The organism is Rhodococcus sp. KB6 (assembly GCF_001445685.1).
Lineage (GTDB): Bacteria > Actinomycetota > Actinomycetes > Mycobacteriales > Mycobacteriaceae > Rhodococcus_F > Rhodococcus_F qingshengii.
This window is the reverse complement of sequence record NZ_LNAK01000154.1, coordinates 252354-274493: the sequence shown is the minus strand read 5'-3', so window position 1 is coordinate 274493 and position 22140 is coordinate 252354. Positions and strand designations below refer to the sequence as shown.

General features: G+C 62.9%; 24 protein-coding genes. 7 read left to right on the top strand and 17 right to left on the bottom strand.

Annotated elements, in window-relative coordinates; translation table 11 throughout:
• Positions 1–3: 3 nt before the first annotated feature.
• On the top strand, positions 4–723 hold the full coding sequence (locus ASU23_RS28640) for an IclR family transcriptional regulator (protein WP_058039199.1): 720 nt from the start codon (positions 4–6) through the stop codon (positions 721–723).
• A gap of 78 nt (positions 724–801) precedes the next feature.
• Here ASU23_RS28640 and ASU23_RS28635 read toward each other — a convergent pair whose 3' ends face one another.
• From ASU23_RS28635 to echA20, 4 genes are read right to left on the bottom strand one after another with little or no spacing between them, the layout of a single operon-like run.
• On the bottom strand, positions 802–1863 hold the full coding sequence (locus ASU23_RS28635) for a nitronate monooxygenase family protein (RefSeq protein ID WP_007734249.1): 1062 nt from the start codon (positions 1861–1863) through the stop codon (positions 802–804).
• The gene (locus ASU23_RS28630) at positions 1860–2615 is read right to left on the bottom strand and encodes a CoA-transferase subunit beta (RefSeq protein ID WP_042920450.1); all 756 of its coding nucleotides are present in this window, start codon (positions 2613–2615) and stop codon (positions 1860–1862) included. Before ASU23_RS28630 ends, ASU23_RS28635 begins: the two co-directional genes overlap by 4 nt.
• Positions 2612–3520, bottom strand: coding sequence for a cholesterol ring-cleaving hydrolase subunit IpdA (gene ipdA, locus ASU23_RS28625; RefSeq protein WP_058039198.1), 909 nt, complete (start codon positions 3518–3520; stop codon positions 2612–2614). Before ipdA ends, ASU23_RS28630 begins: the two co-directional genes overlap by 4 nt.
• 7 nt (positions 3521–3527) lie before the next feature.
• Positions 3528–4304 carry a (7aS)-7a-methyl-1,5-dioxo-2,3,5,6,7,7a-hexahydro-1H-indene-carboxyl-CoA hydrolase gene (echA20, locus tag ASU23_RS28620; RefSeq protein ID WP_003945611.1) on the bottom strand — a complete coding sequence of 259 codons (777 nt, stop codon included), beginning with the start codon at positions 4302–4304 and terminating at the stop codon, positions 3528–3530.
• A 102-nt stretch (positions 4305–4406) separates the two neighbouring features.
• On the opposite strand from echA20, the gene ASU23_RS28615 reads away from it, so the two are divergent.
• A complete protein-coding gene (locus tag ASU23_RS28615) occupies positions 4407–5321 on the top strand; it encodes an SDR family oxidoreductase (RefSeq protein ID WP_003945561.1) in 915 nt (304 codons plus the stop codon).
• A gap of 67 nt (positions 5322–5388) precedes the next feature.
• On the opposite strand, the gene ASU23_RS28610 is transcribed toward ASU23_RS28615, so the two are convergent.
• From ASU23_RS28610 to ASU23_RS28595, 4 genes are all read right to left on the bottom strand, one after another.
• The gene (locus tag ASU23_RS28610; RefSeq protein WP_003945460.1) at positions 5389–6060 is read right to left on the bottom strand and encodes a GNAT family N-acetyltransferase; all 672 of its coding nucleotides are present in this window, start codon (positions 6058–6060) and stop codon (positions 5389–5391) included.
• Between the two features lie 94 nt (positions 6061–6154).
• Complete coding sequence (locus tag ASU23_RS28605) at positions 6155–6568, bottom strand: hypothetical protein (RefSeq protein ID WP_042449485.1); 414 nt, start codon at positions 6566–6568, stop codon at positions 6155–6157.
• A gap of 57 nt (positions 6569–6625) precedes the next feature.
• Positions 6626–7114: a nitroreductase family deazaflavin-dependent oxidoreductase gene (locus tag ASU23_RS28600; protein ID WP_058039197.1), complete on the bottom strand. Its 489-nt coding sequence runs from the start codon at positions 7112–7114 to the stop codon at positions 6626–6628.
• A 1-nt stretch (position 7115) separates the two neighbouring features.
• On the bottom strand, positions 7116–8279 hold the full coding sequence (locus ASU23_RS28595) for a steroid 3-ketoacyl-CoA thiolase (RefSeq protein WP_003945509.1): 1164 nt from the start codon (positions 8277–8279) through the stop codon (positions 7116–7118).
• Between the two features lie 174 nt (positions 8280–8453).
• Here ASU23_RS28595 and ASU23_RS28590 point away from each other — a divergent pair, with 174 nt between their 5' ends.
• Positions 8454–9704, top strand: a complete 1251-nt coding sequence (locus ASU23_RS28590; RefSeq protein ID WP_007734267.1) for a cytochrome P450 — start codon at positions 8454–8456, stop codon at positions 9702–9704.
• A 194-nt stretch (positions 9705–9898) separates the two neighbouring features.
• Here ASU23_RS28590 and ASU23_RS28585 read toward each other — a convergent pair whose 3' ends face one another.
• The 6 genes from ASU23_RS28585 to ASU23_RS28560 all read right to left on the bottom strand — a co-directional run bounded on the left by ASU23_RS28585 (position 9899) and on the right by ASU23_RS28560 (position 15012).
• Complete coding sequence (locus ASU23_RS28585; protein ID WP_020906296.1) at positions 9899–10279, bottom strand: VOC family protein; 381 nt, start codon at positions 10277–10279, stop codon at positions 9899–9901.
• Between the two features lie 173 nt (positions 10280–10452).
• Entirely contained in the window at positions 10453–10863 is a 411-nt protein-coding gene (locus tag ASU23_RS28580; RefSeq protein ID WP_007734269.1) for a nuclear transport factor 2 family protein, read from the bottom strand.
• Between the two features lie 9 nt (positions 10864–10872).
• Entirely contained in the window at positions 10873–11736 is an 864-nt protein-coding gene (locus tag ASU23_RS28575; protein ID WP_019746978.1) for a TIGR03619 family F420-dependent LLM class oxidoreductase, read from the bottom strand.
• A gap of 36 nt (positions 11737–11772) precedes the next feature.
• Entirely contained in the window at positions 11773–12954 is a 1182-nt protein-coding gene (locus ASU23_RS28570) for a thiolase domain-containing protein (protein ID WP_007734272.1), read from the bottom strand.
• The gene (locus tag ASU23_RS28565; RefSeq protein WP_003945801.1) at positions 12954–14024 is read right to left on the bottom strand and encodes a thiolase domain-containing protein; all 1071 of its coding nucleotides are present in this window, start codon (positions 14022–14024) and stop codon (positions 12954–12956) included. Before ASU23_RS28565 ends, ASU23_RS28570 begins: the two co-directional genes overlap by 1 nt.
• Positions 14025–14034: 10 nt before the next feature.
• Complete coding sequence (locus ASU23_RS28560; RefSeq protein ID WP_058039196.1) at positions 14035–15012, bottom strand: Zn-ribbon domain-containing OB-fold protein; 978 nt, start codon at positions 15010–15012, stop codon at positions 14035–14037.
• Between the two features lie 73 nt (positions 15013–15085).
• Here ASU23_RS28560 and ASU23_RS28555 point away from each other — a divergent pair, with 73 nt between their 5' ends.
• Positions 15086–16123, top strand: a complete 1038-nt coding sequence (locus ASU23_RS28555; RefSeq protein ID WP_019746980.1) for an LLM class F420-dependent oxidoreductase — start codon at positions 15086–15088, stop codon at positions 16121–16123.
• A 171-nt stretch (positions 16124–16294) separates the two neighbouring features.
• Complete coding sequence (locus tag ASU23_RS28550; RefSeq protein ID WP_042920440.1) at positions 16295–17269, top strand: hypothetical protein; 975 nt, start codon at positions 16295–16297, stop codon at positions 17267–17269.
• Positions 17270–17406: 137 nt separating this feature from the next.
• Here the strand turns inward: ASU23_RS28550 and ASU23_RS28545 are convergent, their stop codons facing one another.
• Positions 17407–18231, bottom strand: a complete 825-nt coding sequence (locus ASU23_RS28545; RefSeq protein WP_007734275.1) for a crotonase/enoyl-CoA hydratase family protein — start codon at positions 18229–18231, stop codon at positions 17407–17409.
• Positions 18232–18310: 79 nt separating this feature from the next.
• On the opposite strand from ASU23_RS28545, the gene ASU23_RS28540 reads away from it, so the two are divergent.
• A complete protein-coding gene (locus tag ASU23_RS28540) occupies positions 18311–19984 on the top strand; it encodes an acyl-CoA synthetase (protein ID WP_039973409.1) in 1674 nt (557 codons plus the stop codon).
• On the top strand, positions 19984–21099 hold the full coding sequence (locus ASU23_RS28535; RefSeq protein ID WP_003945863.1) for a nitronate monooxygenase family protein: 1116 nt from the start codon (positions 19984–19986) through the stop codon (positions 21097–21099). Before ASU23_RS28540 ends, ASU23_RS28535 begins: the two co-directional genes overlap by 1 nt.
• Positions 21100–21154: 55 nt before the next feature.
• On the opposite strand, the gene ASU23_RS34390 is transcribed toward ASU23_RS28535, so the two are convergent.
• Together ASU23_RS34390 and ASU23_RS28530 are read right to left on the bottom strand one after the other, a co-directional pair.
• Entirely contained in the window at positions 21155–21310 is a 156-nt protein-coding gene (locus ASU23_RS34390) for a hypothetical protein (protein ID WP_003945810.1), read from the bottom strand.
• A 67-nt stretch (positions 21311–21377) separates the two neighbouring features.
• The gene (locus ASU23_RS28530) at positions 21378–22115 is read right to left on the bottom strand and encodes a FadR/GntR family transcriptional regulator (protein ID WP_050655749.1); all 738 of its coding nucleotides are present in this window, start codon (positions 22113–22115) and stop codon (positions 21378–21380) included.
• Positions 22116–22140: the final 25 nt, after the last annotated feature.

The following is a 22140-nucleotide window of genomic DNA, read 5'->3' as shown; positions in this document are numbered from 1 at the left end:
TCGATGTTGGTCGGACCGATCACCGAAGAGTCCATCCCCATGTCAACTCTCGACAGACTGTCGGTGGTGGTGGACTGCTTTCGTGACGCGCCTCGGCTGACATTGGGGGAGGTCGCGCGCCGAACCGGGATTCCGCGATCGTCCGTGCACCGGATGCTACTGAAACTCGTGAGGATGAACTGGCTACGCCGCGAAGGACTCGAGTACGAGATAGGCGACAAGCTAGGAGATCTGGGCGCGCTCTCGCTGTATCGAAACAAAGTGGATCGAGTGGTTACGCCCCTACTTCAGCAATTGCATTTCGTGACTGGACACGCCGTGCACCTCGGGGTGTTGGAGGGAAACCATGTGCGCTACATCCAGAAGATCGGGAGCCTGATGGTCCCCGACCTTCAGACTCGCGTCGGCTCACGTATCCCAGCGCAAGCGTCGACCATCGGGAAGTCACTGTTGAGCGCCGGCAACAGATCGGTGGCATCGTCGCACAACGCCAATGACGTTCGCCAACACGCAGTTGCGTTCGGAATCTGCAATTCCGGGATGGGCTGTATCGCCGCGCGAATCGGGGTGCTCGACCACATGCCAGTAGGTCTCTCGATTTGTGGGCCCTTGATTCGCGGCACGATAGACAAGAGGAACGCCGCTCCCGTACAGATGGCGGCAGCAGCGATCTCGCAGTATTTCGGAATGATCGACGGGTTCGAGCAGGAGAAGACGGGATAGTCCGACAAACGCAAAGAGTGCGCCTCCCCCCACTACGCGTAAAGCACAGTGGGGGAGACGCACTCGGATAGAGCTGTGTCAGCGAAGAGCCGCAAGCGCGTCGATACGCCCCGCGGCACCTTCCATGATGCTTTCGATCAGTTCCTTGCAGCTGGGCAGATCGTTGATCATGCCGACAACCTGACCCGAAGCAAGAACACCGGCTTCCGTGTTGCCCTCGACCAGTCCGGCCTTGAGCAACATCGGTGTGTTGGCTGCCATGATGATCTGCATCAGCGTGCGGTCACCCGACCGCTTCATTGCGAGACCGTCCTTGGCGAGGGTCGACCACTTCATGCCCGTCATGGCCTTGAACTTCGTGGCATTCTTGGCCGCGGCGATCAAACCGGTTGCATAGCTGGAACCTTCGAGGCTGTTGACCAGGTCGGTGTTGAGCACACGATGAGGCATGCCGTCGACCTTGCGGGAGACAGTCGTATCCGTCAGTCCGCGCTTGAGATACTCCTGTTTGACGGAATCGGGCACCGAAGAGTCGCTGGTGAGAAGGAATCGCGTTCCCATCGCGACACCGGCAGCGCCGTACGCCAGTGCGGCAGCCAGCCCGCGGCCGTCGAAGAATCCGCCACCGGCGATGACCGGAATATCGACCGCGTCGAGAACCGAGGGGAGAAGCAATGTCGTGGCCACACCGCCGGTATGGCCACCACCTTCGCCGCCCTGGACGATGACGGCGTCCGCGCCCCAGGATGCAACCTTGACCGCGTGCTTCGCGGCACCGATCGAGGGCACGACGACGATGCCGTGGTCCTTGAGCTTGGCGATCAGTTCCTTCTTGGGAGCCAACGCAAACGACGCGACCTTGACGCCTTCACGGATCAGCAGATCCGCGCGTTGCGGGGCGTCAGTGGCGTCGGCACGCATGTTGACGCCGAACGGCTTGTCCGTGAGCTGCTTCGTCTTCTTGATCGCGTGCTCGAGCTCGTCGTACGTCATCGTGGCCGAAGCCAGGATGCCGAGACCACCGGCGTTAGCCGTTGCCGACGTGAGAGCGGGACCGGAAACCCAGCCCATACCCGTCTGCACGATCGGGTACTCGACACCGACCAGTTCGGTCAGCGCGGTCTTCAGGGTGGGGGTCATGCCGAGACCTCACGGTCCCGGAGGTTGCGCGGATCGAGGGTTTCGCGGATGAGGTGAAGTTCTTCGACGGTGGGGTCACGGGTGATACCGGCCTCGGCGAGTCCGGCAACCTCGAACGAGGTGTTCTCGGCTACCTCTTCGGCGGTGACGCCGGGGTGAAGGCTCAACGCGCGGAAGGTGTTTCCTGGTCCGCCGAAGTCGAAGACACCGAGGTTGGTGACGACGCGGGGGATGTTCAGGTACTTGTAAGCCGGATTCTCGGGATCGATCTGGTCGTAGCCGACACCGCACACCACGTCGACCTTGTCGACGAACACTCGCTTGGAGTGCTTGGGGACGAAGTAGCTCGTCGCGTGGTTGATGGTGTTACCCGGGGCGCCGCGCACACCGAACATCTGACGCGTCGGCTGCTGAAGCGGGCCGAAGGCGGAGAGGTTCTGGTTGCCGTGGCGATCGAGCTGATTGGCGCCCATGACTACGTGACGGCGGCCGGAAGCGACGACGTCGAACACCTTGCGGAAAGGCATCCATCCTTCGACGGGGCCCTTTGTTCCGACGGCCGGAGTGTCCTCGAGAATGAGGGCTTCACCATCGGTAATCAGCAGGTCGGGTTCGGTGGTGAGTCGAGCCAGGCGAGCGCCGATGGTGGACGACGTCGACATCGGGCTGGCCATGATTTCGCCTGCACCGGAGAAGATTTCAGCGCAAGCGAGAACAACGTACTCTGCGCGGGTGACGGTGGATTCGCTCATTTTGCCTGCTCCCCTGCCTTTGATGAATCGGCAAACTTCTTTACTGCGGCTTGGTAGTCCTCTTCGCTGCCGGAGAGGAAGGTGTCGACGAACGCCTGCCACGACTCGGGGGTCTTGGCGGACTCGGCGTAGTGACGCTGGAACTTCTCGTCGCGGCCGTAGCTTTCGCCGGCCAACGTGAAGTGCGCACCATTGGGTGCCTCGACGACGGCGTCAACCATCATGCGGTTGAGCAGAAGGTTCTGCAGTGGAACGGATTTGACCAGTTCCTCGGTCTCGACAATGCGTTCGACGGAGACGTATCGCTTTTCGGCGGCCATGCAGTACAGGTCGTCGAAGTACGGGTCGACGCCGTTGTACGCGGCATTGCCGTGCTTGTCACCGAGATTGAGGTGAACGAACGACGCATCGAGGTTGAGCGCAGGCATCGCGATCAAGGTCTCGGAGCGGCCGTCGGCCTCGGGGTACGGGGAGGTGACGGTCTTGAGTTCGTCGCCCCAGAAGTTGCGGACGTCCGAACCCAGGCCGGCGCGGATCGGGAGGAAGGGAAGGCGAGCGGCAGCTGCTTCGAGGCCGCACTTGACCATGCCCTCGTCCATCTCGCGGACTTCGATGTCACCGGCGGTGCGTGCCTTGGCAAACCACGGGTCGTAGAACGGCGCGGAGTCGAGGGACACGAAACCGTAGTACGCCTTCTTGACCTTGCCGGCCGAGCACAGCAGTCCGAGATCCGGTCCGCCGTAGGTGACCACGGTCAGGTCTTTGACGTCCGAACGCAGAATCGCACGCACGAAGGCCATCGGCTTGCGGCGAGATCCCCAGCCGCCCAAGCCGATCGTCATTCCGCTGCGGAGTTCGCCGACTACCTCGTCGAGCGACTTCGTCTTGTCACGCTTGCTAGCCATGTTTGTCTCAGCCTTCCTTCTGGGTTGCGTTCTCGCGCGGCTTGCCGGTGGCGACGAACTCGTCGCGGTGTTCGTCGGACACGCCGAGGAGGTTGAGTTCGAAGGTGTAGCCCTGCTCGAGGCGGTAGCTGCCCTTGACGTCCACCGGGTCGATGCCGTTGATGGCTTCCTTGGCGCACCGGATGATGCGGGTGTCCTTGGCGGCGATCTTCGCGGCGATCTCGCGAGCGCACTCGTCGAGCTTCTCGCGCGGGACCACGTCGTAGACGCTGCCGAACTGCTTGAGTGTGTGTGCGTCGACGCTCTGTGCGGTGTAGTAGAGCGTGCGCATCATGTGCTGTGGCACCAGCCTCGAGAGGTGTGTGGCAGCGCCGAGTGCGCCGCGGTCGACCTCGGGGAGGGAGAAGATCGCGTCGTCGGAAGCGACGATCACGTCCGCGTTGCCGACGAGTCCGATGCCGCCGCCGACACAGAATCCGTTGACGGCCACGACGACGGGTACAGCACAGTCGTAGACGGCCGCGAAGGCCGCGGCGCAACCGCGGTTGGCGGCGACCAGCGCGTCGAATCCCTCGGTGGCCTGCATCTCCTTGATGTCGACGCCGGCGTTGAATCCGCGTCCCTCGGCTCGCAGGATCACCACGTGAGTGTTGAGATCCTTGCCCGCGTCGAGGATGGCGTCGGCAAGCTCGAACCATCCCTTGGACGGGATTGCATTGACCGGCGCGTAGTCGATGGTGACCGTGGTGATGCCGGTTCCGTCGGAGGAGGTGCTGATGCCCATATCGGGATTCCTTACGTCTGTGTACCAAACCAAGCGATTGCTTGGTAAGTTAGCACACAAGCGGAGCCGACAAGCCCGAGCAGAGTGCATTAGGAGACAAATATGAGTGGATTGGTCGACGGACGCGTAGTCATCATCACCGGGGCTGGCCGCGGTATCGGACGTGCGCATGCATTGGCATTTGCTGCCGAGGGCGCCAAGGTCGTCGTCAACGACATCGGTGCGGGTGCCGACGGTTCCGCGACCGGTGAGAGTCCGGCCGAGCAGGTTGTCGCGGAGATCATCGCAGCCGGTGGCCAAGCAGTGGTCAACGGAGACGACGTCGCCGACTGGGCGGGCGCCGAGAATCTGATCAAGACCGCGATCGACACCTTCGGTGGCCTGGACGTACTCGTGAACAACGCAGGCTTCCTGCGGGACCGCATGCTGGTCGGCATGAGCGAGGGCGAGTGGGACGCGGTGATCCGCGTGCACCTCAAGGGGCACTTCGCGCCGCTGCGTCACGCTGCTGCCTACTGGCGCGCCGAGGCCAAGGCGGGCAAGACCGTCGACGCACGCATCATCAACACCAGTTCGGGTGCAGGACTGCAAGGTTCGATCGGCCAGGGTAACTACGCCGCGGCGAAGGCCGGTATCGCCGAGATGACCATCCAGGCCGCCGCCGAGCTCAAGAATTACGGAGTCAGTGTCAACGCGATCGCGCCTGCTGCGCGCACACGCATGACTGTCGGCGCGGGCGGGGCGATGGCAGAAGCGATGGCAGCTCCGGAAGAGGGCTTCGACGCCATGGCTCCCGAGAACATCTCGCCGCTGGTCGTCTGGCTCGGTAGCGCCGAGTCCAAGGACGTCACGGGCCGGGTGTTCGAGGTAGAGGGCGGAAAGATCACCGTCGCGGAGGGCTGGCGTCACGGCCCGAGCGAGGACAAGGGAGATCGCTGGGACCCGAAGGAGATCGGGCCCGTCGTGGCAACGCTGTTGGAGAAGGCGGAGATTCCGACGCCGGTGTACGGGGCGTAGGGCCTCCGGCCCTGTGAGTGGTTAAGGAGTGCAGGAACTCCTCAACCACTCACAGGCGGCGTGCCGCCTACGCGGGCGCCCGAACCACCAACACGGTGCCGGGGAACTCAGCTGCGAGTTCGCGCCGCGAATGCTTCACGCAGGCGGTGCCGTAGCCCTTCTTGCGAGATTCCGGCGCGATCCAGATCGCCACGTTCACCTCTTGGCCGTCGAGTTCGCCGAATACCAGGCCGACGCTCTTCGGGCCGTCGCCGGAAACGTCCTCGGCGACGAACCAGGCAGCGCTCTCGTCGTCGATCCGACCGAGACCACCGACGCGCTCGGCTTCGATCCGATCCTCGCTCCACGGCTTGCCGTCTTCGCCGAGCTGCTCGGCCGAGCGAATCGTGAACAGTGCCTTGTCTTCTGCGCTGTCGCTGAACGGACGCAGGGTGAAGTTCTGCCCGCTGCTCGCGGGACGATCGAGCGTCGTCCATTCGAGAGTGGCGTCGAGATTCTCCAGCTCGCCCTGGATGCGATCGCGCGCTGCCTTGGTCAGTGCGCTGAACTTGAGGCTCAGAACTGCTTCGGCATTTGCTTCCGACGTGCCGAGGAGTTCCGCGACGGTGGTCAGTGCCTCCTGGTGGTCCTTGCTGTCGACCACTGCGTCCAGCACCTCGTGGCGACGCTCCAGCGCACGCACGAGGGCTGAGGTGATCTCGCGTCGGTCCAGGATTTGATCTTGAATATGCGTCGTCATATATGCGACTCCTTGCTGTGTTCGAGGCTCTGTCGAAACGCCGTGCGGACCGTACGAGTCAATAGTGCTCCAACTCGCCGGTTATGGCACGCGTTCAGCCTCCGGTGCGGCGAACGAGTCGTTCGTAGCGCTGGCGGGCGGCTTGAGTGCTTCCGAGTCCCAGTCCGAAAGCGATGTCCTGCCAGGTCATGCCCCGTTCGCGGGCAATCCCGAGGAACAGTGCTTCCAGCTGTTCCATTTCGGCTCGGGCCTTGGGGATCAGAGTCAACGCAGCCATGACGTCGGCATCGTCGACCTCGGGTTCGTTCGGCTCAGGTATGTCGGTTCCGCCCGCAAGACGAGCCACGACGCGCACCGCGCCGTAGGGCTCGAGCATCTCCGGATGAGATTGCCGCGCGCGCTGGCTTGGGGTCGCGCCGTGGCGCTCGCTGATTCGAAAGAGTCCGGCGTACTCGCGATGTGCGCGTTCGCGGCCGGAATCGATCGGTCTGAACTGGTCATCGGTCATGAACCCAGGGTGGCACGAACCCGGGTCGATGTAAACGTTTTGTTGTAAACAGTCCGTTTAATTCTTCAGTGGCTCGCACACGATGACGGGAATGACCCGGTCGGTCCAGGCCTGATAGTTGTCGAAATCCGGATACATCGCCGTCAATTTCGGCCACAGCCGAGCACGCTCGTCCTCGGTCGCGACGCGGGCTTTCATCGAGCGGATCCGAGACTTGATCTGCACCGTCACCACCGGGTCTGCCTTGATGTTGAGGTACCACATCGGGTTCTTCGGAAGACCGCCTTGCGACGCCACCAGAATCACGTTCTCGCCGTCCTCGAGGAATAGCAGCGGGCTGATCCGCTCCTCGCCGGATTTGCGACCGGTGGTGGTCAGCAGGCAGATCGGCAGCCCGCGAGGGAACGCGCTGCCGACCCGCCACTTGCTACCCAGCCGCCCGTCGGTGGCGCGATACATGGCGACGTTTGCCTTCGACATCCACTTGATGATCTTGACCGTCGCCGGAGCGTCGAGTCCCTTGGGTTTGGCTGGGGGAGTAGTCATCTCAGATACGCTCGATGATGGTTCCGGTGGCCAGTGCGCCGCCGGCGCACATCGTGATCAGAGCAGTCGAGCCGTTGCGACGCTCGAGTTCGTGCAGTGCGGTGGTGATCAAGCGAGATCCCGTGCTGCCGACCGGATGGCCGAGAGCGAGCGCGCCGCCGTTGACATTGACGTTGTCGAAGTCAGGTTCGTGAACCTGAGCCCAGGACAGTGCGACGGATGCGAATGCTTCGTTGATCTCGAACAGATCGAGGTCGCCGATCTTCATTCCGCTCTTCTCCAGGACACGGCTGGTTGCCTGCACCGGTCCGTCGAGGTGGAATTCCGGTTCCGAGCCGACCAGCGCCTGGGCGATGATGCGGGCGCGCGGCTTCAATCCGAGCGCGCGAGCCTTGTCCTCGTCCATGAGCAGGACTGCGGCCGCGCCGTCGGAGATCTGGGAAGACGTTCCGGCCGTGTGAATCCCGCCTTCGAGGACGGGCTTCAGTCGGGCAAGGGACTCCGCCGTCGTATCGCGCAGGCCCTGATCGCGATTGACGACCTTGGTCTCGCCCGTGAGGTTTCCTTCCTTGTCGACCTGGGGTGCCGAGAGTTCGAGAACCTCGCGGTCGAAACGTCCTTCCTCCCAAGCCTGCTTGGCCAGCGCCTGCGAGCGGACGCCGAGGGCTTCGACGTCGTCGCGGGTCAGTCCGCGTCGACGCGCGATGCGTTCTGCAGCTTCGAATTGGTTGGGCATGTCGATGTCCCACGTCGCGGGTCGGCGCGGTCCGGCCTGATCGCCGACGTTGGCGCCGAGGGGAACCTGGCTCATGGCTTCGATGCCGCAGGCGATACCGGCGTCGATGGCGCCGGTGGCGATCAGACCGGCGATCAGATGGTTCGCCTGCTGGGCCGAACCGCACTGGCAGTCCACGGTGGTTGCGCCGGTCTGCCACGGAAGTCCGGCGTGCAGCCAGGCCGTGCGCGTGATGTTGTTGGACTGAGCGCCGGCCTGGGTGACGCAGCCGCCGATCACCTGCTCGATCAGCAACGGGTCGATTCCCGACCGGTCGAGAACTCCCTTTTGTGCAGCTCCGAGGATCTCGGCGGCGTGCAGACCGGCGAGCCAACCTCCGCGCTTGCCGATCGGTGTACGGACAGCCTCGACGATTACTGGTGTGCCCACAGCGGGCTCCTTTCCTTGTAGTGAAAAAGTAGAACAGGTTCTCTGCGGGAAGCAAGACCTGCCGACGTTTCCTTTCCTAGTAAGCAGGCTTGTGTTTCAATGAGAGTAGAACGTGTTACACATCACGGATCCCCATCACCCCTGTGATGAAAAGGCTTAGGGCAGGAGACATCAGTGGCACAGCCCGCATTCCCCGAGGGAATCGACTTCACGGACCCCGACATCTACGCGGAACGCATGCCGTTCGAGGAGTTCGCCGAACTCCGGAAGACGGCCCCCGTGTGGTGGAATCCGCAGCCTCCGGAAATCGGTGGATTCCAGGACGAGGGCTTCTGGGTGGTCACCCGTCATGAAGAGGTCAAGGAAGTTTCGCAGCGAAGCGACATCTTCTCGACCCACGAGAACACTGCGATTCCTCGCTTCGCCGACGACATCCCGCGTGAGAACGTCGAGATGCAGCGATTCATTCTCATCAACAAGGACGCTCCGGAGCACACCAAGCTGCGCAAGCTGGTATCTCGTGGATTCACCCCGCGCGCCATCAACAGCCTGCGCGAGGAACTGACCGAGCGTGCCGAAAAGATCGTCACGACCGCGGCTGCCGGCGGTGCCGGTGACTTCGTGGTTCAGGTCGCGTCCGAACTTCCGCTGCAGGCAATCGCCGAGCTTCTCGGTGTGCCGCAGGAAGATCGAATGAAGCTCTTCGACTGGTCCAACCAGATGACGTCGTACGACGATCCCGAGTTCGACATCGACCCGCAGGCAGCCTCGATGGAGATTCTGGGATACGCGTACCAGATGGCGGATCAGCGCAAGAAGTGTCCCGCCGATGACATCGTCACCAAGCTCATCGAAGCTGACATCGACGGAAATGAGCTCTCCCCAGAGGAATTCGGCTTCTTCGTGATCCTGCTTGCGGTCGCGGGTAACGAGACCACTCGCAATGCCATCACACACGGCATGGTTGCCTTCCTCGACAATCCCGACCAGTGGGAGCTGTACAAGAAGGAACGCCCCAAGACGGCGGCCGACGAGATCGTTCGTTGGGCGACCCCGGTGACTTCCTTCCAGCGCACCGCGCTCGAAGACACCGAACTCGGCGGACAGAAGATCAAGAAGGGCGATCGCGTCGTGATGATGTACGCGTCGGCCAACTTCGACGAGGACGTCTTCGAGAACCCGACGAAGTTCGACATCATGCGTGACCCCAATCCGCACCTCGGATTCGGCGGCACCGGTGCGCACTACTGCATCGGCGCCAACTTGGCCCGTCTGGAAATCGATCTGATCTTCAATGCGATCGCCGATCACCTACCCGACATCACCAGGCTCGGGGATCCCCGACGCCTTCGCTCGGGCTGGCTCAACGGCATCAAAGAGTTTCAGGTTGATTACAAGACATCGGGCTGCCCGGTCAAACACTGATCCGGACATATACTGACCTGGTAACCGGCGAGTAGGTTCTGTGTAGGTTTTCGGGAGTTGCCTCTGCACTCTCGAACACGCAGAACTACAGTAGACGTTCCGGGGAGCCACTTGTTGGCAACCTGGAACTGCGGCGGCGTCTGCGGGATCCCTCATCTCCCGTAGGCGCCGCCGTTTGTAGTTCAATCTCCAATTCAGCCGCCGTACGGTTTGGTGATGGCTTCCAGGAAATGTCCCGACGGGTCGAGGAAGTAGACCCCACGCCCACCGTCGTTGGTGTTGAAGCCGGTACTCGACTGGCGCGGATCGGCCCAGTGATCCAGTTTCAGCGCCTGTATCCGCTGGTAGATGCCGTCGAAGTCATCCTCGGAGACGAGGAAAGCATAGTGCTGAGACGCAACCTCGGCGCCTTCTTCCACCTGTGCGAAGTCCAACGTCACGCCGTGCTCGAGTTCAACGCCGAGAAAGTAGCCGGCTTCGACCGGGCCTGGAAGGCCGAACATGTGAGTGAAGAACCACGCAGACTCTTGTCGGTCTTTTGCGGCGATGATGGTGTGATTGAACGAAATGGTCATGAGTGACCCCTTGCGGTACGACGCCTCCATGCCTGACGCAGTCCGTCATCGACACGCGACGTTGGGAACCAGGAAACCATTTCGAGCTTCTCGGTGCAAGTACGACAGGCTGATTCGAATACGACGAGCGCGGCCCCGGTCGATGACCGGGGCCGCGCTCGTACTGTGGGTTCTCAGGCTTTGCGTGCCGTCTTCATCGCACGGTCCACTTCCCAGAATGCTCGAAGCGACGCGATCTTGCCGTCGTCGTTCACCCGGTAGACGAACACGCCCTCGGCGTCGATGATCGAGCCGCCGATGGTGGTTCGGATCTTGCCGATGTTGACGTTCTCGTTGCCGCACACCAGGGAATCGTCGATCAGAAATTCGAGCTTGTCCGCGTTCGCGATCGTCATGTCGTAGAACTTGGAGATCGCTTCGCGCCCGTGATGGCCTTTGCCTTCGGGATCGAAGCCCGAAGGCCCGACCGGATCTTCCACCCAACCGTCCTCGGCGAAGAGGTCCAGCCAGGCTTCCTTGTTCTTGCCACTCGCTGCGGCGCGCGAAGCGTTACCCGCGACGCGCGCGGGGTGTTCGTCGGTCATCGCGGCTCCTCAGTTGATGTACTGCTCGGCGAATTTGCGCATCGAATCCTGCTTTGCCTCCAGTGGGGCATCGAATCCGATTCCGTCGAAAACCCAAGGCACGGTGATGATGTCCGTGACGCCGGCATCTTCGAGCTCTGCGTAACCGTCCTTGCCGAAACGGTCGATGCACACCGTCTGGATTTCGAACGGCTCGTTCTCGCGGCCGTACTCGGCGCGCAGTTCGCGTAGTCGTGCGATCACACCCACCAGGTCGTCGAACTTGATCATCGCCGAGGTCCAACCGTCGCCGACTCGCGCAGCACGCTTGAGTGCGACCTCGGTGTGGCCGCCGACGTAGAACGGAACCGGCTTGGTGGGGGCCGGGCTCATCTGCAGGCGATCGAAATCGAAGAACTCACCGTGATACTCGACCATGCCGCCGCCGAGGATCAGTTTGAGGACGTCGATCATCTCGTCCACACGTGCGCCCCGACGCTTGTACGGAGCGCCGCACCACTCGAACTCTTCCGGAGCCCAACCGATTCCGACGCCGAAGCCGAAACGGTTGTTCGTCAATGCCGCCACCGAACCGACCTGCCGCGCGAGCAGGACGGGATTGCGGCTACCCAGCTTGAGCACCTGGGTGTAGAACTCGATCTTCTCGGTCACCGCGCCCATTGCAGCCGCGGCGATGAGCGGATCGACCCAGGGGGTCTCGGCATTCCACATCCGAGACCCGTCCGGGGTGTACGGGTAATCCGCCGCCTGTGTTTCCATGAAGAACAGTGAATCGGGGAGAGCGATCGACGAGAAGCCGCATTCCTCGGCAGTTTTGGCGATACCGGCTAACTGGTCCAAGGGGTTCATGGCAACCCCGACGGTGTACTTCATCTTCGGCCTCTTCCTGATCGGCGTGTGTGCTGCTGCTTACGTGGTGGGACGTTCGGAGCCGACGACCCACATCGAGAAGTACTGCGAGCCACCGCCGTAGGCATGGCCGAGAGCCTTGCGCGCGTCGGCTACCTGGTGATCGCCGGCGCGGTGCATGACCTGCATCGCCGACTCGGCAAATCGGATCATGCCCGAGGCGCCGATCGGGTTGGAGGAGAGAACACCGCCCGAGGCATTGACCGGGAGCTTGCCGCCGATCGCGGTTTCACCCGCCTCGGTGAGCTTCCAGCCCTGGCCTTCCTCCGCGAAGCCGAGGTTCTCGAGCCACATCGGCTCGAACCACGAGAACGGGACATAGATTTCGGCGCAGTCGATCTCGTTCAGCGGATCGGTGATTCCCGCTGACTTCCACAGTGCTGCTGCAGCGTCACGGCCGGCTTGCGGATTGACCTGATCGCGTCCGGCATAGAAGGTCGGCTCGGTGCGCATGGCCGTCGCGTGGATCCACGCGACCGAACGACCCTCGGCCTCGACCTGTGCGGCCGCTTCCTCGTTGCCGATCACCAGAGCGCACGCGCCGTCCGAGGACGGGCAGGTCTCGTCGTAGCGGATCGGATCCCAGAGCATCTGAGATGCCTGTACCGATTCGAGAGTGATGTCCGGCTGCCGCAAGTGCGCATACGGATTGAGGCTGCCGTTGAGCCGATCCTTCACCGCGACGAGGTAGCCGATGTGCTCCGGTGCGCCCGATCGACGAATGTACGAACGGACGTGCGGGGCGAAGTATCCACCGGCACCGGCGCCGACCGGCATGTTGAACGGAACCGGTACGGACAGCGCCCACATGGCGTTCGACTCGGACTGCTTCTCCCAGGAAACCGTCAGAACCCGCTTGTGGACACCGGATTTGACCAGGCTGGAGGCGACGATAGCCGTCGAACCGCCCACCGATCCGGCAGTGTGAACACGCAGCAACGGCTTTCCGTTTGCGCCCAGAGCATCCGACATGGCGAGTTCGGGCATCATCGAACCCTCGAACAAATCGGGGGCCTTTCCGATGACGACGGCGTCGATGTCGTCCCAGCCGACGTTGGCGTCGAGCATCGCGGCGTCGATGGCTTCACGGACCAAGCCCGCCATCGAGACATCGTGACGCTTTGCGACGTAGTGAGTTTGGCCGGTGCCGAGCACGGCCGCGAGTTGAGGCGTTCCGGCCATCAGTTCCGTCCCTCCAAGACTGCTACCAGGTTCTGCTGCAGCACAGGGCCGCTTGTTGCATGGGCCAGAGCGCGATTCGCCTGGCCGTCAAAGATTGCCTTGGCGGCGTGGCCGATTCGTTCCAGACCACCGGCGAACAGTGGGTTGCCGCTGAGCGGACCGCCGGACGGGTTGATCGTGGTGGCGTCGGTCAGGCCGATCGCTTCCTTCAAGATCAATTCCTGGTGAGTGAACGGTGCGTGCAGTTCGGCGACGTCGATGTTGCCGACCTCGCCGCCCGTTGCCGCCTTGGCTGCCGACGTAGTAGACGGTGAGGTGGTCAGGTCACGTGCACCCAGGTTGGGGGAGTCGATGCGATGCTCGAGTCCGGTGATCCACGCCGGCCGCTCGCAGAGATCGCGGGCGCGGTTACCCGAGGCCAGGACGATTGCTGCCGCGCCGTCGGTGATGGGCGCACAATCGTGTGCGCGCAACGGATCCGCGAGGAACGGGCTGGCGAGAAGGGCCTCGATGTCGACCTCACCTGCGAGCTGAGCCTTCGGATTGCTCAGCGCGTGACGACGGCTACGAGCGGCAACCTCCGCCATGTCCTCTTGTGTCCACTTACCCGCGTCGAGTCCGAGTCGGGCTTGAAGTCCGGCGATCGAGACGGAGTCCGGCCACAGCGGAGTGACGAGGTACGGATCGAGCTGCATGGACAGGATCTTGCGCAGGTGCCCGGCGGAGGACTTGCCGAATCCGTACACCAGCGCGGTCTCGACCTCACCGGTCAAGATCTTGATCCACGCTTCGTAGAAGGCCCACGCAGCGTCCATCTCGACGTGAGATTCGTTGATCGGCGGGACCGCTCCGATGGAGTCGATGGCCGAGATGAAGGAGAACGCTCGTCCGGCCAGGTAGTCGGAAGATCCGGAGCACCAGAAGCCGATGTCTGACTTGGTGATTCCCAGATCGCTGTAGAGCTGCTGGAAGCACGGGACGAGCATCTCGACGCCGTTGGTGGTGCCGTTGGTTTCGCGGACGTGGGGTGCCTGAGCAAAGCCCACGACTGCGATGTCTGCAGAAGTCATTTCAGGAGCCTCACAGGTGGTGTTGGAAGGTGGAGTACTCGGCGTCGGGTTCACCTGTCGGCCGGAAGTATTCGATGTTCTCGAGGGTGTAACCCCACTCTTCGCGAGGCTTCCACTTGGCTTCGACGCGCATGCCCATCCGTACGTCCGCGGCATCACATTCGAGAATCAAGTGCAGGAACGGAATGTCAGCCCCGTCGAGAAGCACGTAGGCGGCCACGTAGGGCGGTTTGATTCGCTGCCCGAGGAACGGGACGTTGACGATGCAGAAGGTGGTGACAATTCCCTTGTCCGGCAGTTCGATCTGCTCGCTCGTCGGCTTCCCGTTGGTGGGATTGGCGCCGCGCGGTGGGATGTAGATCTTGTCTTCGGGTCCGCTGCGACCACCGATGAGCTTGCCTTCTGCGAGACCGCGGAGGTAGAAACTCTCCTCGGCCGAAGCGGAATGCATGAAGTGCAGGTCGACAGGCGTCGTGATCATGGTGACAGGATCGGCGATGGAATCGACTGTCGCGATTCCATTTTCGCTCTCACCTGGTTCGAAGCACTCGATGTCCTTGATCTGCCCGATCCGCTCCGACGCCCAGCGAGCACGGACCCGCAGGCCGGTGCTGATGTCGTCGGGGGAGTCGACGTCGACCGCGTGGAGCATGGACGTGTCCGCGCCGTCGAGCTTGATCAGGGCCCACGCGAAAGGCTTCGTCAGTGGTTGACCCTCGATGGGTTCGGGCATCCACGTCCAACTCACGACCGTTCCGCCGTCGGAGACTCCGACGAAGTCGGTCAGTGGCTCGGCCGTGTCCGGATCGAATTCCGGTGGCGGCACGAAGACACGACCGTTCGACCCGCGTGCGCCGATCACCTTGCGATCACGCAGGGCAGTCACGAACGCGCCGATGGTCGGTCCCGTCGATCTGGTGTAGTCGAAATGGAGATTCAATGGTGCGCTCAGGGGCTTGTCGGCCACCCCGCTCTTTCCGATGGTCACAAGATCGAGTAGAACAGGTTCTAGAGATTGTGGCAAGAGTCACTTCTGATCACCGGCAATGTGGAGGCCTGCGATGAAGCTTGGGTTGCAACTCGGATACTGGGGCGCACAGCCGCCGGCAAACGCCCCGGAACTGATCGAGGCCGCGGAAGGCGCGGGATTCGACGCGGTCTTCGCGGCGGAGTCGTGGGGCTCGGACGCTTTCACCCCGCTCGCCTGGTGGGGATCGCGCACCGAGAACGTCCGTCTCGGCACCTCCGTCGTACAGATTTCGGCGCGAACACCGACCAGCTGTGCCATGCACGCGCTCACTCTCGATCACCTCAACGGTGGGCGAACGATCCTCGGGCTCGGCGTATCCGGACCGCAGGTCGTCGAAGGTTGGTACGGCCAGCCGTTCGAGAAGCCGCTCGCGCGCACCCGCGAATACGTCTCGATCGTGCGCCAGGTCCTCGCCCGTGAAGCGCCCGTCACCAGCCCCGGCCCCCACTACCCTCTGCCGTATGCGGGACCGGGCAGTTCGGGACTTGGCAAGCCGCTCAAGCCCATTACGCACCCGCTGCGTGCGGACATCCCGATCTGGCTCGGCGCCGAAGGGCCGAAGAACGTCGCGCTCGCCGGTGAAATCGCCGACGGCTGGCTGGCGATCTACTACACCCCGCGCCTGGCCCCGATGTACAACAAGTGGCTCGACGAAGGGTTCGCGCGCGCCGGGGCCCGTCGCAGTCGCGAAGACTTCGAGGTGGCCGCCACGTGCCAGGTCATCGTGACTGACGATCGCGCCGCTGCCATCGCCGCTCTCAAGCCGATGACCGCCCTCTACGTGGGCGGAATGGGCGCCCCGGAGTTGAACTTTCACGCGCAGGTCTACAAGCGGATGGGCTACGAGAAGGAGGTCGACGAGATCGGTCGCCTCTTCATGTCGGGCCGCAAGGACGAAGCTGCTGCCGTCGTCCCCGACGAGATGGTCACCGAGACCATGATCATCGGCAACGTCGACGAGGTGCGCGCAGACGTGAAGCGTTGGGAGGAAGCCGGAGTCACGATGCTGCTGGTGACCTGCCGCGACGCCGACCATGTGCGAGAGCTCGCGGCCGCGGTGGGTGGTTGAGCGGGGCACCCCCCCATTTTCGAGCGGTACCCCCTTTTTTCGAGCGAACGGCACGTTCAGCGCATCTGAGGCGCTGAACGTACCTTTCGCTCGCCCAAAGTTATCCACAGGCGCACCGAAACCCCAGTTCGCCGCCGGGGCCCGCGCTGATGCTCGAGTCATGCTGCAACCATGCGGCGAGGAACGTGGGGCGATGATCTGGACGCGATTTACCGCGTCAGTCGAAGCGGAGTGATCCGAACGGCGGAGTTGGCGCGATTGGGCGTGTCCAACTCCGCAGTGCACACCCGGTGTCGGGTAGGTGGACCGTGGCAGCGCATATTGCCGGGGGTCATTCTGCTCAGAAACGGTCAACCGACGCCACGTCAACGCTCGATCGCTGCGCTCATGTTGAGCGGTGACGATTCCCTGCTGACGGGGCGATCAGCCATGTCGGAGTACGGATATCGAACGCACTCGGGGGATGTGCAGGTGCTCATCCCCATCGACCGTCGAGTTCAATCGGTTGGGTTCGTCACGGTGGAGCGCACTGTTCGACTGCCCGAGCCGGAGATTCGGAACGGTCTGCGCTGTGCTCCGCTGCCGCGAGCGTTACTCGACGCTGCGAGGCGGTACAAGGCGCTCGATCCCACACGGGCACTCATCGCTGAGGCTGTTCAGCGCGGCGATGTCTCGGTGCGCGAACTTGCGAAGGAACTCGAAGCGGGTAGCAGTCGGGGTTCCGCGCTACCTCGGGTCGTGTTGCGCGAAGTGAACGCGAACGTCCACTCGGTTCCGGAGGTTCACGCGCGAAAATTGTGGCAGCGGAGCGGGCTGCCGGAAATGTTGTTCAACCATGAGATCCGGGATGCCAACGGGGACTTCATCGCAGTTCCGGACGGATGGATCGATTCGGTTGCCTTCGCGTGGGACATCGACTCCTTGGAATGGCATGCCGCGCCGACGGACTACAAGCGCACGGTGGAGCGTCGGACGCGTATGCAGAATGCGGGAATCATCGTGTTGCCGACGGTGCCCAGTGCACTGCGAACGGACCCTGATCGCGTGATCGAGGACCTGCGTGCGCACTACAGATTGGCGCAGTCACGTCCCCGGCCGCAGGTGTTCGCGAGGTCGAGATGGGTGAAATTGGACGAAACCGGCTGAGCGAAAGTGCCTTTCGGCGCACTGAAGGCGCCGAAAGGTACGTTCGCTCGAAAAGGGGGTGGGTGGGACCGAGAGCGGACGGGAAAGGGGGCTCAGGCGGGGGTCGGTCAGACGGGGGTGGCTCAGACAGGGGTGGGTCAGACACCCTTGAACTGGGGCGCCCGCTTCTCACCGAAAGCCCGCGGGCCCTCCTTGGCGTCGGCGCTCATGAACACCTTCATGCCCAGCTGTGCGTCGATCTGGAAGGCCTCTTCCTCATGCATGCCCTCGGTGTCGCGGATGGTCTTGAGAATCGCCTGCACGGCGAGAGGGCCGTTTGCACTGATCAGGTCCGCGAGCTCCAGCGCCTTGTCGAGGGCCTGGCCGTCCGGGACCACGTGGCCGATGAGCCCGATCTCCTTGGCCTCCGGAGCCTTGATGTGACGACCGGTGAGCAGGATGTCCGCCGCGATCGTGTACGGAATCTGTCGCACCAGACGCACTGCGGAACCGCCGAGCGGGAAGAGCCCCCACTTGGCTTCGGAGACGCCGAACTTGGCGCTCTCACCCGCGACGCGGATGTCGGTGCCCTGCAGGATTTCGGTTCCGCCGGCGATGGCTGCACCCTCGACGGCGGCGATCAGCGGCTTGGTCAACCGACGGCCCTTGAGGAGGCCTTCGATCTTGGACATGTCGACGCCACCGCCCGCGAAGGAATCTCCCGGCGGCTTGGCGGACATGTTCTTGAGGTCGGCGCCGGCGCAGAAGTCGCCGCCCGCACCGGTGAGGATGGCGACACGGATCTCGGGGTCGTTGTCGACCTGATCCCAGGCGTCGACCATGATCGCCATCATCTCGCCGGTGATGGCGTTCTTACGCTCGGGGCGATTCATGGTCACGATGAGAACGTGGCCACGCTTCTCCACGAGGCAATGCGGCGCGGTTTCCGAAATGTCTGATTTTTCGGTCGTCGAAGTGGACACTGATGGCTCCTGGCGGGTCTGTGAGCTGGCTCTCAAATTGGGTCTTGCCAGAAACGGTAACACGTTCTACTTTGAACTCGTGGCCCTTAACATCGCAGACTTCGTAGAGCACGCAATCGACCTCGTTCCGGACCGCGTTGCGCTGGTCTCGGACAACCGCGAGATGACTTATGCACAGTTGGAGGACCGAGCAAACCGCCTCGGTCACTACCTGCGTGAACATGGCGTTCAGCCGGGTGACAAGGTCGGCATCTACTGCCGGAACGTCATCGAGGCGATCGAGGCCATGGTCGCGGTTTTCAAGATCCGGGCCGTGATGGTCAACATCAATTACCGGTACGTCGAGAACGAGTTGCAGTACATCTTCGACAACTCCGACATGGTTGCCCTCATTCACGAGCGCCGCTACTCGGACAAGGTCGCGAACGTCCTGCCGAACACTCCCAAGGTCAAGTCCGTCATCGTGGTCGAGGACGGCACCGATCTGGACTTCAGTGCTTTCGGCATCGGCTACGAGGACGCACTCGCGCAGAGTTCGGGTGAGCGTGATTTCGAAGAGCGCAGCAACGACGACATCTTCATGCTCTACACCGGCGGCACCACCGGAAGTCCCAAGGGCGTCATGTGGCGTCACGAGGACTGGTGGCGTGTTCTCGGCGGAGGCATCAACTTCGTCACCGGAGTTCCGGTCGAGGACGAGTACGAGATGGCGAAGGTCGGCGCCGCCAACCCGAGCATGATCCGCTACCCGATCCCCCCGATGATTCACGGCGGTTCGCAGTCGGCGGTATTCCACAGCCTCTTCGGCGGCGGAACCTGTTTGATGCACCCGGAATTCGACGCCCACGAGGTGTGGCAGAACATCGACAAGCACAAGGTCAACCTGATCTTCATCACGGGTGACGCGATGGGCCGTCCGATGCTCGACGCACTCATCGCCGGAAACCCGGAGACCGGTGAGCCGTACGATCTTTCGACGCTCTACGTGATGGCCAGCAGTGCTGCACTCTTCTCGCCGAGTATCCAGGAGCAGTTCCTCGAACTGTTGCCCAACCGCCTGCTGACGGACTCCATCGGAGCATCCGAGACCGGCTTCGGTGGACTCGCCGTGCTGAGCAAGGGCCAGAAGCACACTGGCGGTCCGACGGTCAAGATCGACGCCTCCACAACGGTTCTCGACGACGACGGCAACGAGGTCGAACCCGGATCGGGCAAGCGCGGCATGCTCGCTCGCAAGGGCAACATCCCGCTCGGCTACTACAAGGACGAGGTCAAGACGGCCGAAACCTTCCGCACCATCAACGGCGTTCGCTACTCGATCCCCGGCGACTATGCGCAGGTCGAAGCCGACGGCACGGTCACGATGCTCGGCCGCGGTTCGGTGTCGATCAACAGCGGCGGCGAGAAGGTGTACCCGGAAGAGGTCGAGGGCGCTTTGAAGGCGCACCCGGACATCTTCGACGTCCTGGTGGTCGGTATCCCCGACGAGCGCTTCGGTCAGCGCGTTGCCGCAGTGGTCCAGGTACGCGAAGGCACGTCGCCGACGCTGCACGACATCGCCACCGCAGCACGCAAAGAGATTGCCGGATACAAGGTTCCGCGCAGCGTGTGGTTCGTGGACCAGATCAAGCGCAACCCGGCAGGCAAGCCCGACTACCGCTGGGCGAAGGCCGAAACGGAATCGCGCGAGGCCGATGATCACAACGGAAACGGCGCTCCTGTGGCGTCCGCAAACGAAAGCGTGGAAGCCTGATGCGTTCGGATCTCGCCGACAAGTTCGGCATCGAATACCCGATTTTCGGATTCACTCCTTCCGAGCACGTCGCGGCCGCGATCAGCCGCGCGGGAGGTCTGGGCGTGCTCGGTTGCGTCCGGTTCAACGACCCGGAAGAGCTCGAAGCCGCACTGACGTGGATGGACGAGAACACCGACGGTAAGCCGTACGGCGTCGACATCGTCATGCCGGCCAAGGTGCCGACCGAGGGCGGCGCCGTCGATCTCGACAAGCTGATTCCGGAGGAGCACCGCGCCTTCGTCAACCGCACGCTCGACGAGCTCGGTGTGCCGCCGCTTTCCGACGACGTCGAGCATGCGACCGGCGTACTGGGATGGCTTCACTCGGTGGCGCGGTCACACGTCGATGTTGCTCTGGGACACCGGATTGCGTTGATTGCGAATGCGCTGGGATCACCGCCGAAGGACGTCATCGATCAGGCGCACGAGAAGGGCGTACCGGTAGCAGCGCTGGCCGGCGCCGTCGAGCATGCGCGTCGTCACGTCGAGAACGGTGTCGACATCGTGATCGCGCAGGGCTACGAGGCAGGCGGTCACACCGGCGAAATTGCGTCGATGGTTCTCGTTCCGGAAATCGTTGATGCACTGGGTGATTCAGCTGCTGTGCTGGCTGCCGGGGGTATCGGCAGCGGCCGTCAGGTGGCTGCCGCACTTGCACTCGGTGCGTCCGGAGTGTGGATGGGCTCGTACTGGCTCACCACGTCCGAATACAAACTCGGCAGTGCATCGGGCGAGGGCCCGTCCGCTATTCAGCGTGCACTGTTGGGCGCGACGTCGGCCGACACCGTTCGTTCGCGCATCTACTCGGGTAAGCCCGCTCGGTTGCTCAAGACCAAGTGGACGGAAGCCTGGTCGAACCCGGGAGCACCGGCGCCCTTGCCGATGCCGCTGCAGAACCTTCTGGTCAGCGACGCTCATCAGAGAATCGCTGCATCGGAGAACCCGGAAGTTGTGGCAATGCCCGTCGGTCAGATCGTGGGACGGATGAACGAGATCCGCCCGGTCGCCGAGGTCATGGCAGAGCTGGTATCCGGGTTCGAGGACGCGCGAACCCGACTGGATTCGATGAAGTAGTAGATGACACGTGCGTGTGCCCTCGGCCGAGTTTCGGCCGAGGGCACACGTCGTTTCAGCCGGCGAGGTCGTCCGGTCCGACGGTGTCCGACAACCATTCTCCGCGGCTGAGGGCGCCGTCGTCGCGGCGGCGTGCGATCACGAAAATGACCAGGGCGGCAGCGAGGACAACTGCGAGAACGCGCGAAGGCGTCAGGTTCGGGTTCTTCATACCCGTAATTTTGCCGGAAGAACGGGCGCGATGGTGAGCCAGCGGAGCAAAATCACGTGTTTCGAAATTACTGCGCTTCGGACGCATGGAGACTGGCGATCCGCTCGCGCAGGCCACCGAAGTGCACATCGAGAGTGTGCGCCGCCTCGACTGCATCACCCGTACGGATCGCATCGAGAATCGCACGGTGCTTCGACGCGATGTCGATCAGTGGCGTATCCGAATGCCCGATGGCCTGCTGTATCTCGCTGTACACCTGCCAGAAGACGTCCATCAACTGACCGAGGACCTGGTTGTCCAGCGGGGAGTACAGGCGGGAGTGGAAGGTCGCATCGATGTCGGAGAAGTTCTTCCCGGCAGCGGCACGGACCTCCATGCCGGTGACGAGTTCGTCGAGGTCGGCGTGGTCGGCCGACGTCATCTCGGCCATCGCCGCACCGATCAGTCCGGTCTCGAGTGCCTGACGAATGTCGACCAGTTCCATCGCCTCGTGCCCGGTGCCCTGCAAGGACAACCGGCCACGGAAGGTCAGGCCGTCGGCGAGAGCGTCGAAGTTGCTAGGGGCGACGAACATTCCGAAGCCGTGACGGATCTCGACGACGCCCAAGGCCTGCAGAACCTTGAGCGCCTCCCGGAGCGTGTTTCGGCCGATACCCAATTCCTCGGACAGTTCGGCCTCGGTGGGCATCGGGTCGCCGGGGGAGAGCCTGCGTTCGAGGATCAAGTTCATGATGTCCGTCTGAAGTGCGCGCATGCGGTTTTGCGCGCTGAAACGAGCGCCCTGTGTGCCACTCCGGACAGACATCGATTCCCCTTTTCTGATACGAACG

What these genes read in the sequence shown, in the direction of transcription:
- ASU23_RS28640 (WP_058039199.1), top strand. Translation starts at nt 4, where the DNA reads ATGTTGGTCGGACCGATCACCGAAGAGTCCATCCCCATGTCAACTCTC.
- ASU23_RS28635 (WP_007734249.1), bottom strand. Translation starts at nt 1,863, where the DNA reads ATGACCCCCACCCTGAAGACCGCGCTGACCGAACTGGTCGGTGTCGAG.
- ASU23_RS28630 (WP_042920450.1), bottom strand. Translation starts at nt 2,615, where the DNA reads ATGAGCGAATCCACCGTCACCCGCGCAGAGTACGTTGTTCTCGCTTGC.
- ipdA (WP_058039198.1), bottom strand. Translation starts at nt 3,520, where the DNA reads ATGGCTAGCAAGCGTGACAAGACGAAGTCGCTCGACGAGGTAGTCGGC.
- echA20 (WP_003945611.1), bottom strand. Translation starts at nt 4,304, where the DNA reads ATGGGCATCAGCACCTCCTCCGACGGAACCGGCATCACCACGGTCACC.
- ASU23_RS28615 (WP_003945561.1), top strand. Translation starts at nt 4,407, where the DNA reads ATGAGTGGATTGGTCGACGGACGCGTAGTCATCATCACCGGGGCTGGC.
- ASU23_RS28610 (WP_003945460.1), bottom strand. Translation starts at nt 6,060, where the DNA reads ATGACGACGCATATTCAAGATCAAATCCTGGACCGACGCGAGATCACC.
- ASU23_RS28605 (WP_042449485.1), bottom strand. Translation starts at nt 6,568, where the DNA reads ATGACCGATGACCAGTTCAGACCGATCGATTCCGGCCGCGAACGCGCA.
- ASU23_RS28600 (WP_058039197.1), bottom strand. Translation starts at nt 7,114, where the DNA reads ATGACTACTCCCCCAGCCAAACCCAAGGGACTCGACGCTCCGGCGACG.
- ASU23_RS28585 (WP_020906296.1), bottom strand. Translation starts at nt 10,279, where the DNA reads ATGACCATTTCGTTCAATCACACCATCATCGCCGCAAAAGACCGACAA.
- ASU23_RS28580 (WP_007734269.1), bottom strand. Translation starts at nt 10,863, where the DNA reads ATGACCGACGAACACCCCGCGCGCGTCGCGGGTAACGCTTCGCGCGCC.
- ASU23_RS28575 (WP_019746978.1), bottom strand. Translation starts at nt 11,736, where the DNA reads ATGAAGTACACCGTCGGGGTTGCCATGAACCCCTTGGACCAGTTAGCC.
- ASU23_RS28570 (WP_007734272.1), bottom strand. Translation starts at nt 12,954, where the DNA reads ATGGCCGGAACGCCTCAACTCGCGGCCGTGCTCGGCACCGGCCAAACT.
- ASU23_RS28565 (WP_003945801.1), bottom strand. Translation starts at nt 14,024, where the DNA reads ATGACTTCTGCAGACATCGCAGTCGTGGGCTTTGCTCAGGCACCCCAC.
- ASU23_RS28555 (WP_019746980.1), top strand. Translation starts at nt 15,086, where the DNA reads ATGAAGCTTGGGTTGCAACTCGGATACTGGGGCGCACAGCCGCCGGCA.
- ASU23_RS28550 (WP_042920440.1), top strand. Translation starts at nt 16,295, where the DNA reads ATGCGGCGAGGAACGTGGGGCGATGATCTGGACGCGATTTACCGCGTC.
- ASU23_RS28535 (WP_003945863.1), top strand. Translation starts at nt 19,984, where the DNA reads ATGCGTTCGGATCTCGCCGACAAGTTCGGCATCGAATACCCGATTTTC.
- ASU23_RS34390 (WP_003945810.1), bottom strand. Translation starts at nt 21,310, where the DNA reads ATGAAGAACCCGAACCTGACGCCTTCGCGCGTTCTCGCAGTTGTCCTC.
- ASU23_RS28530 (WP_050655749.1), bottom strand. Translation starts at nt 22,115, where the DNA reads ATGTCTGTCCGGAGTGGCACACAGGGCGCTCGTTTCAGCGCGCAAAAC.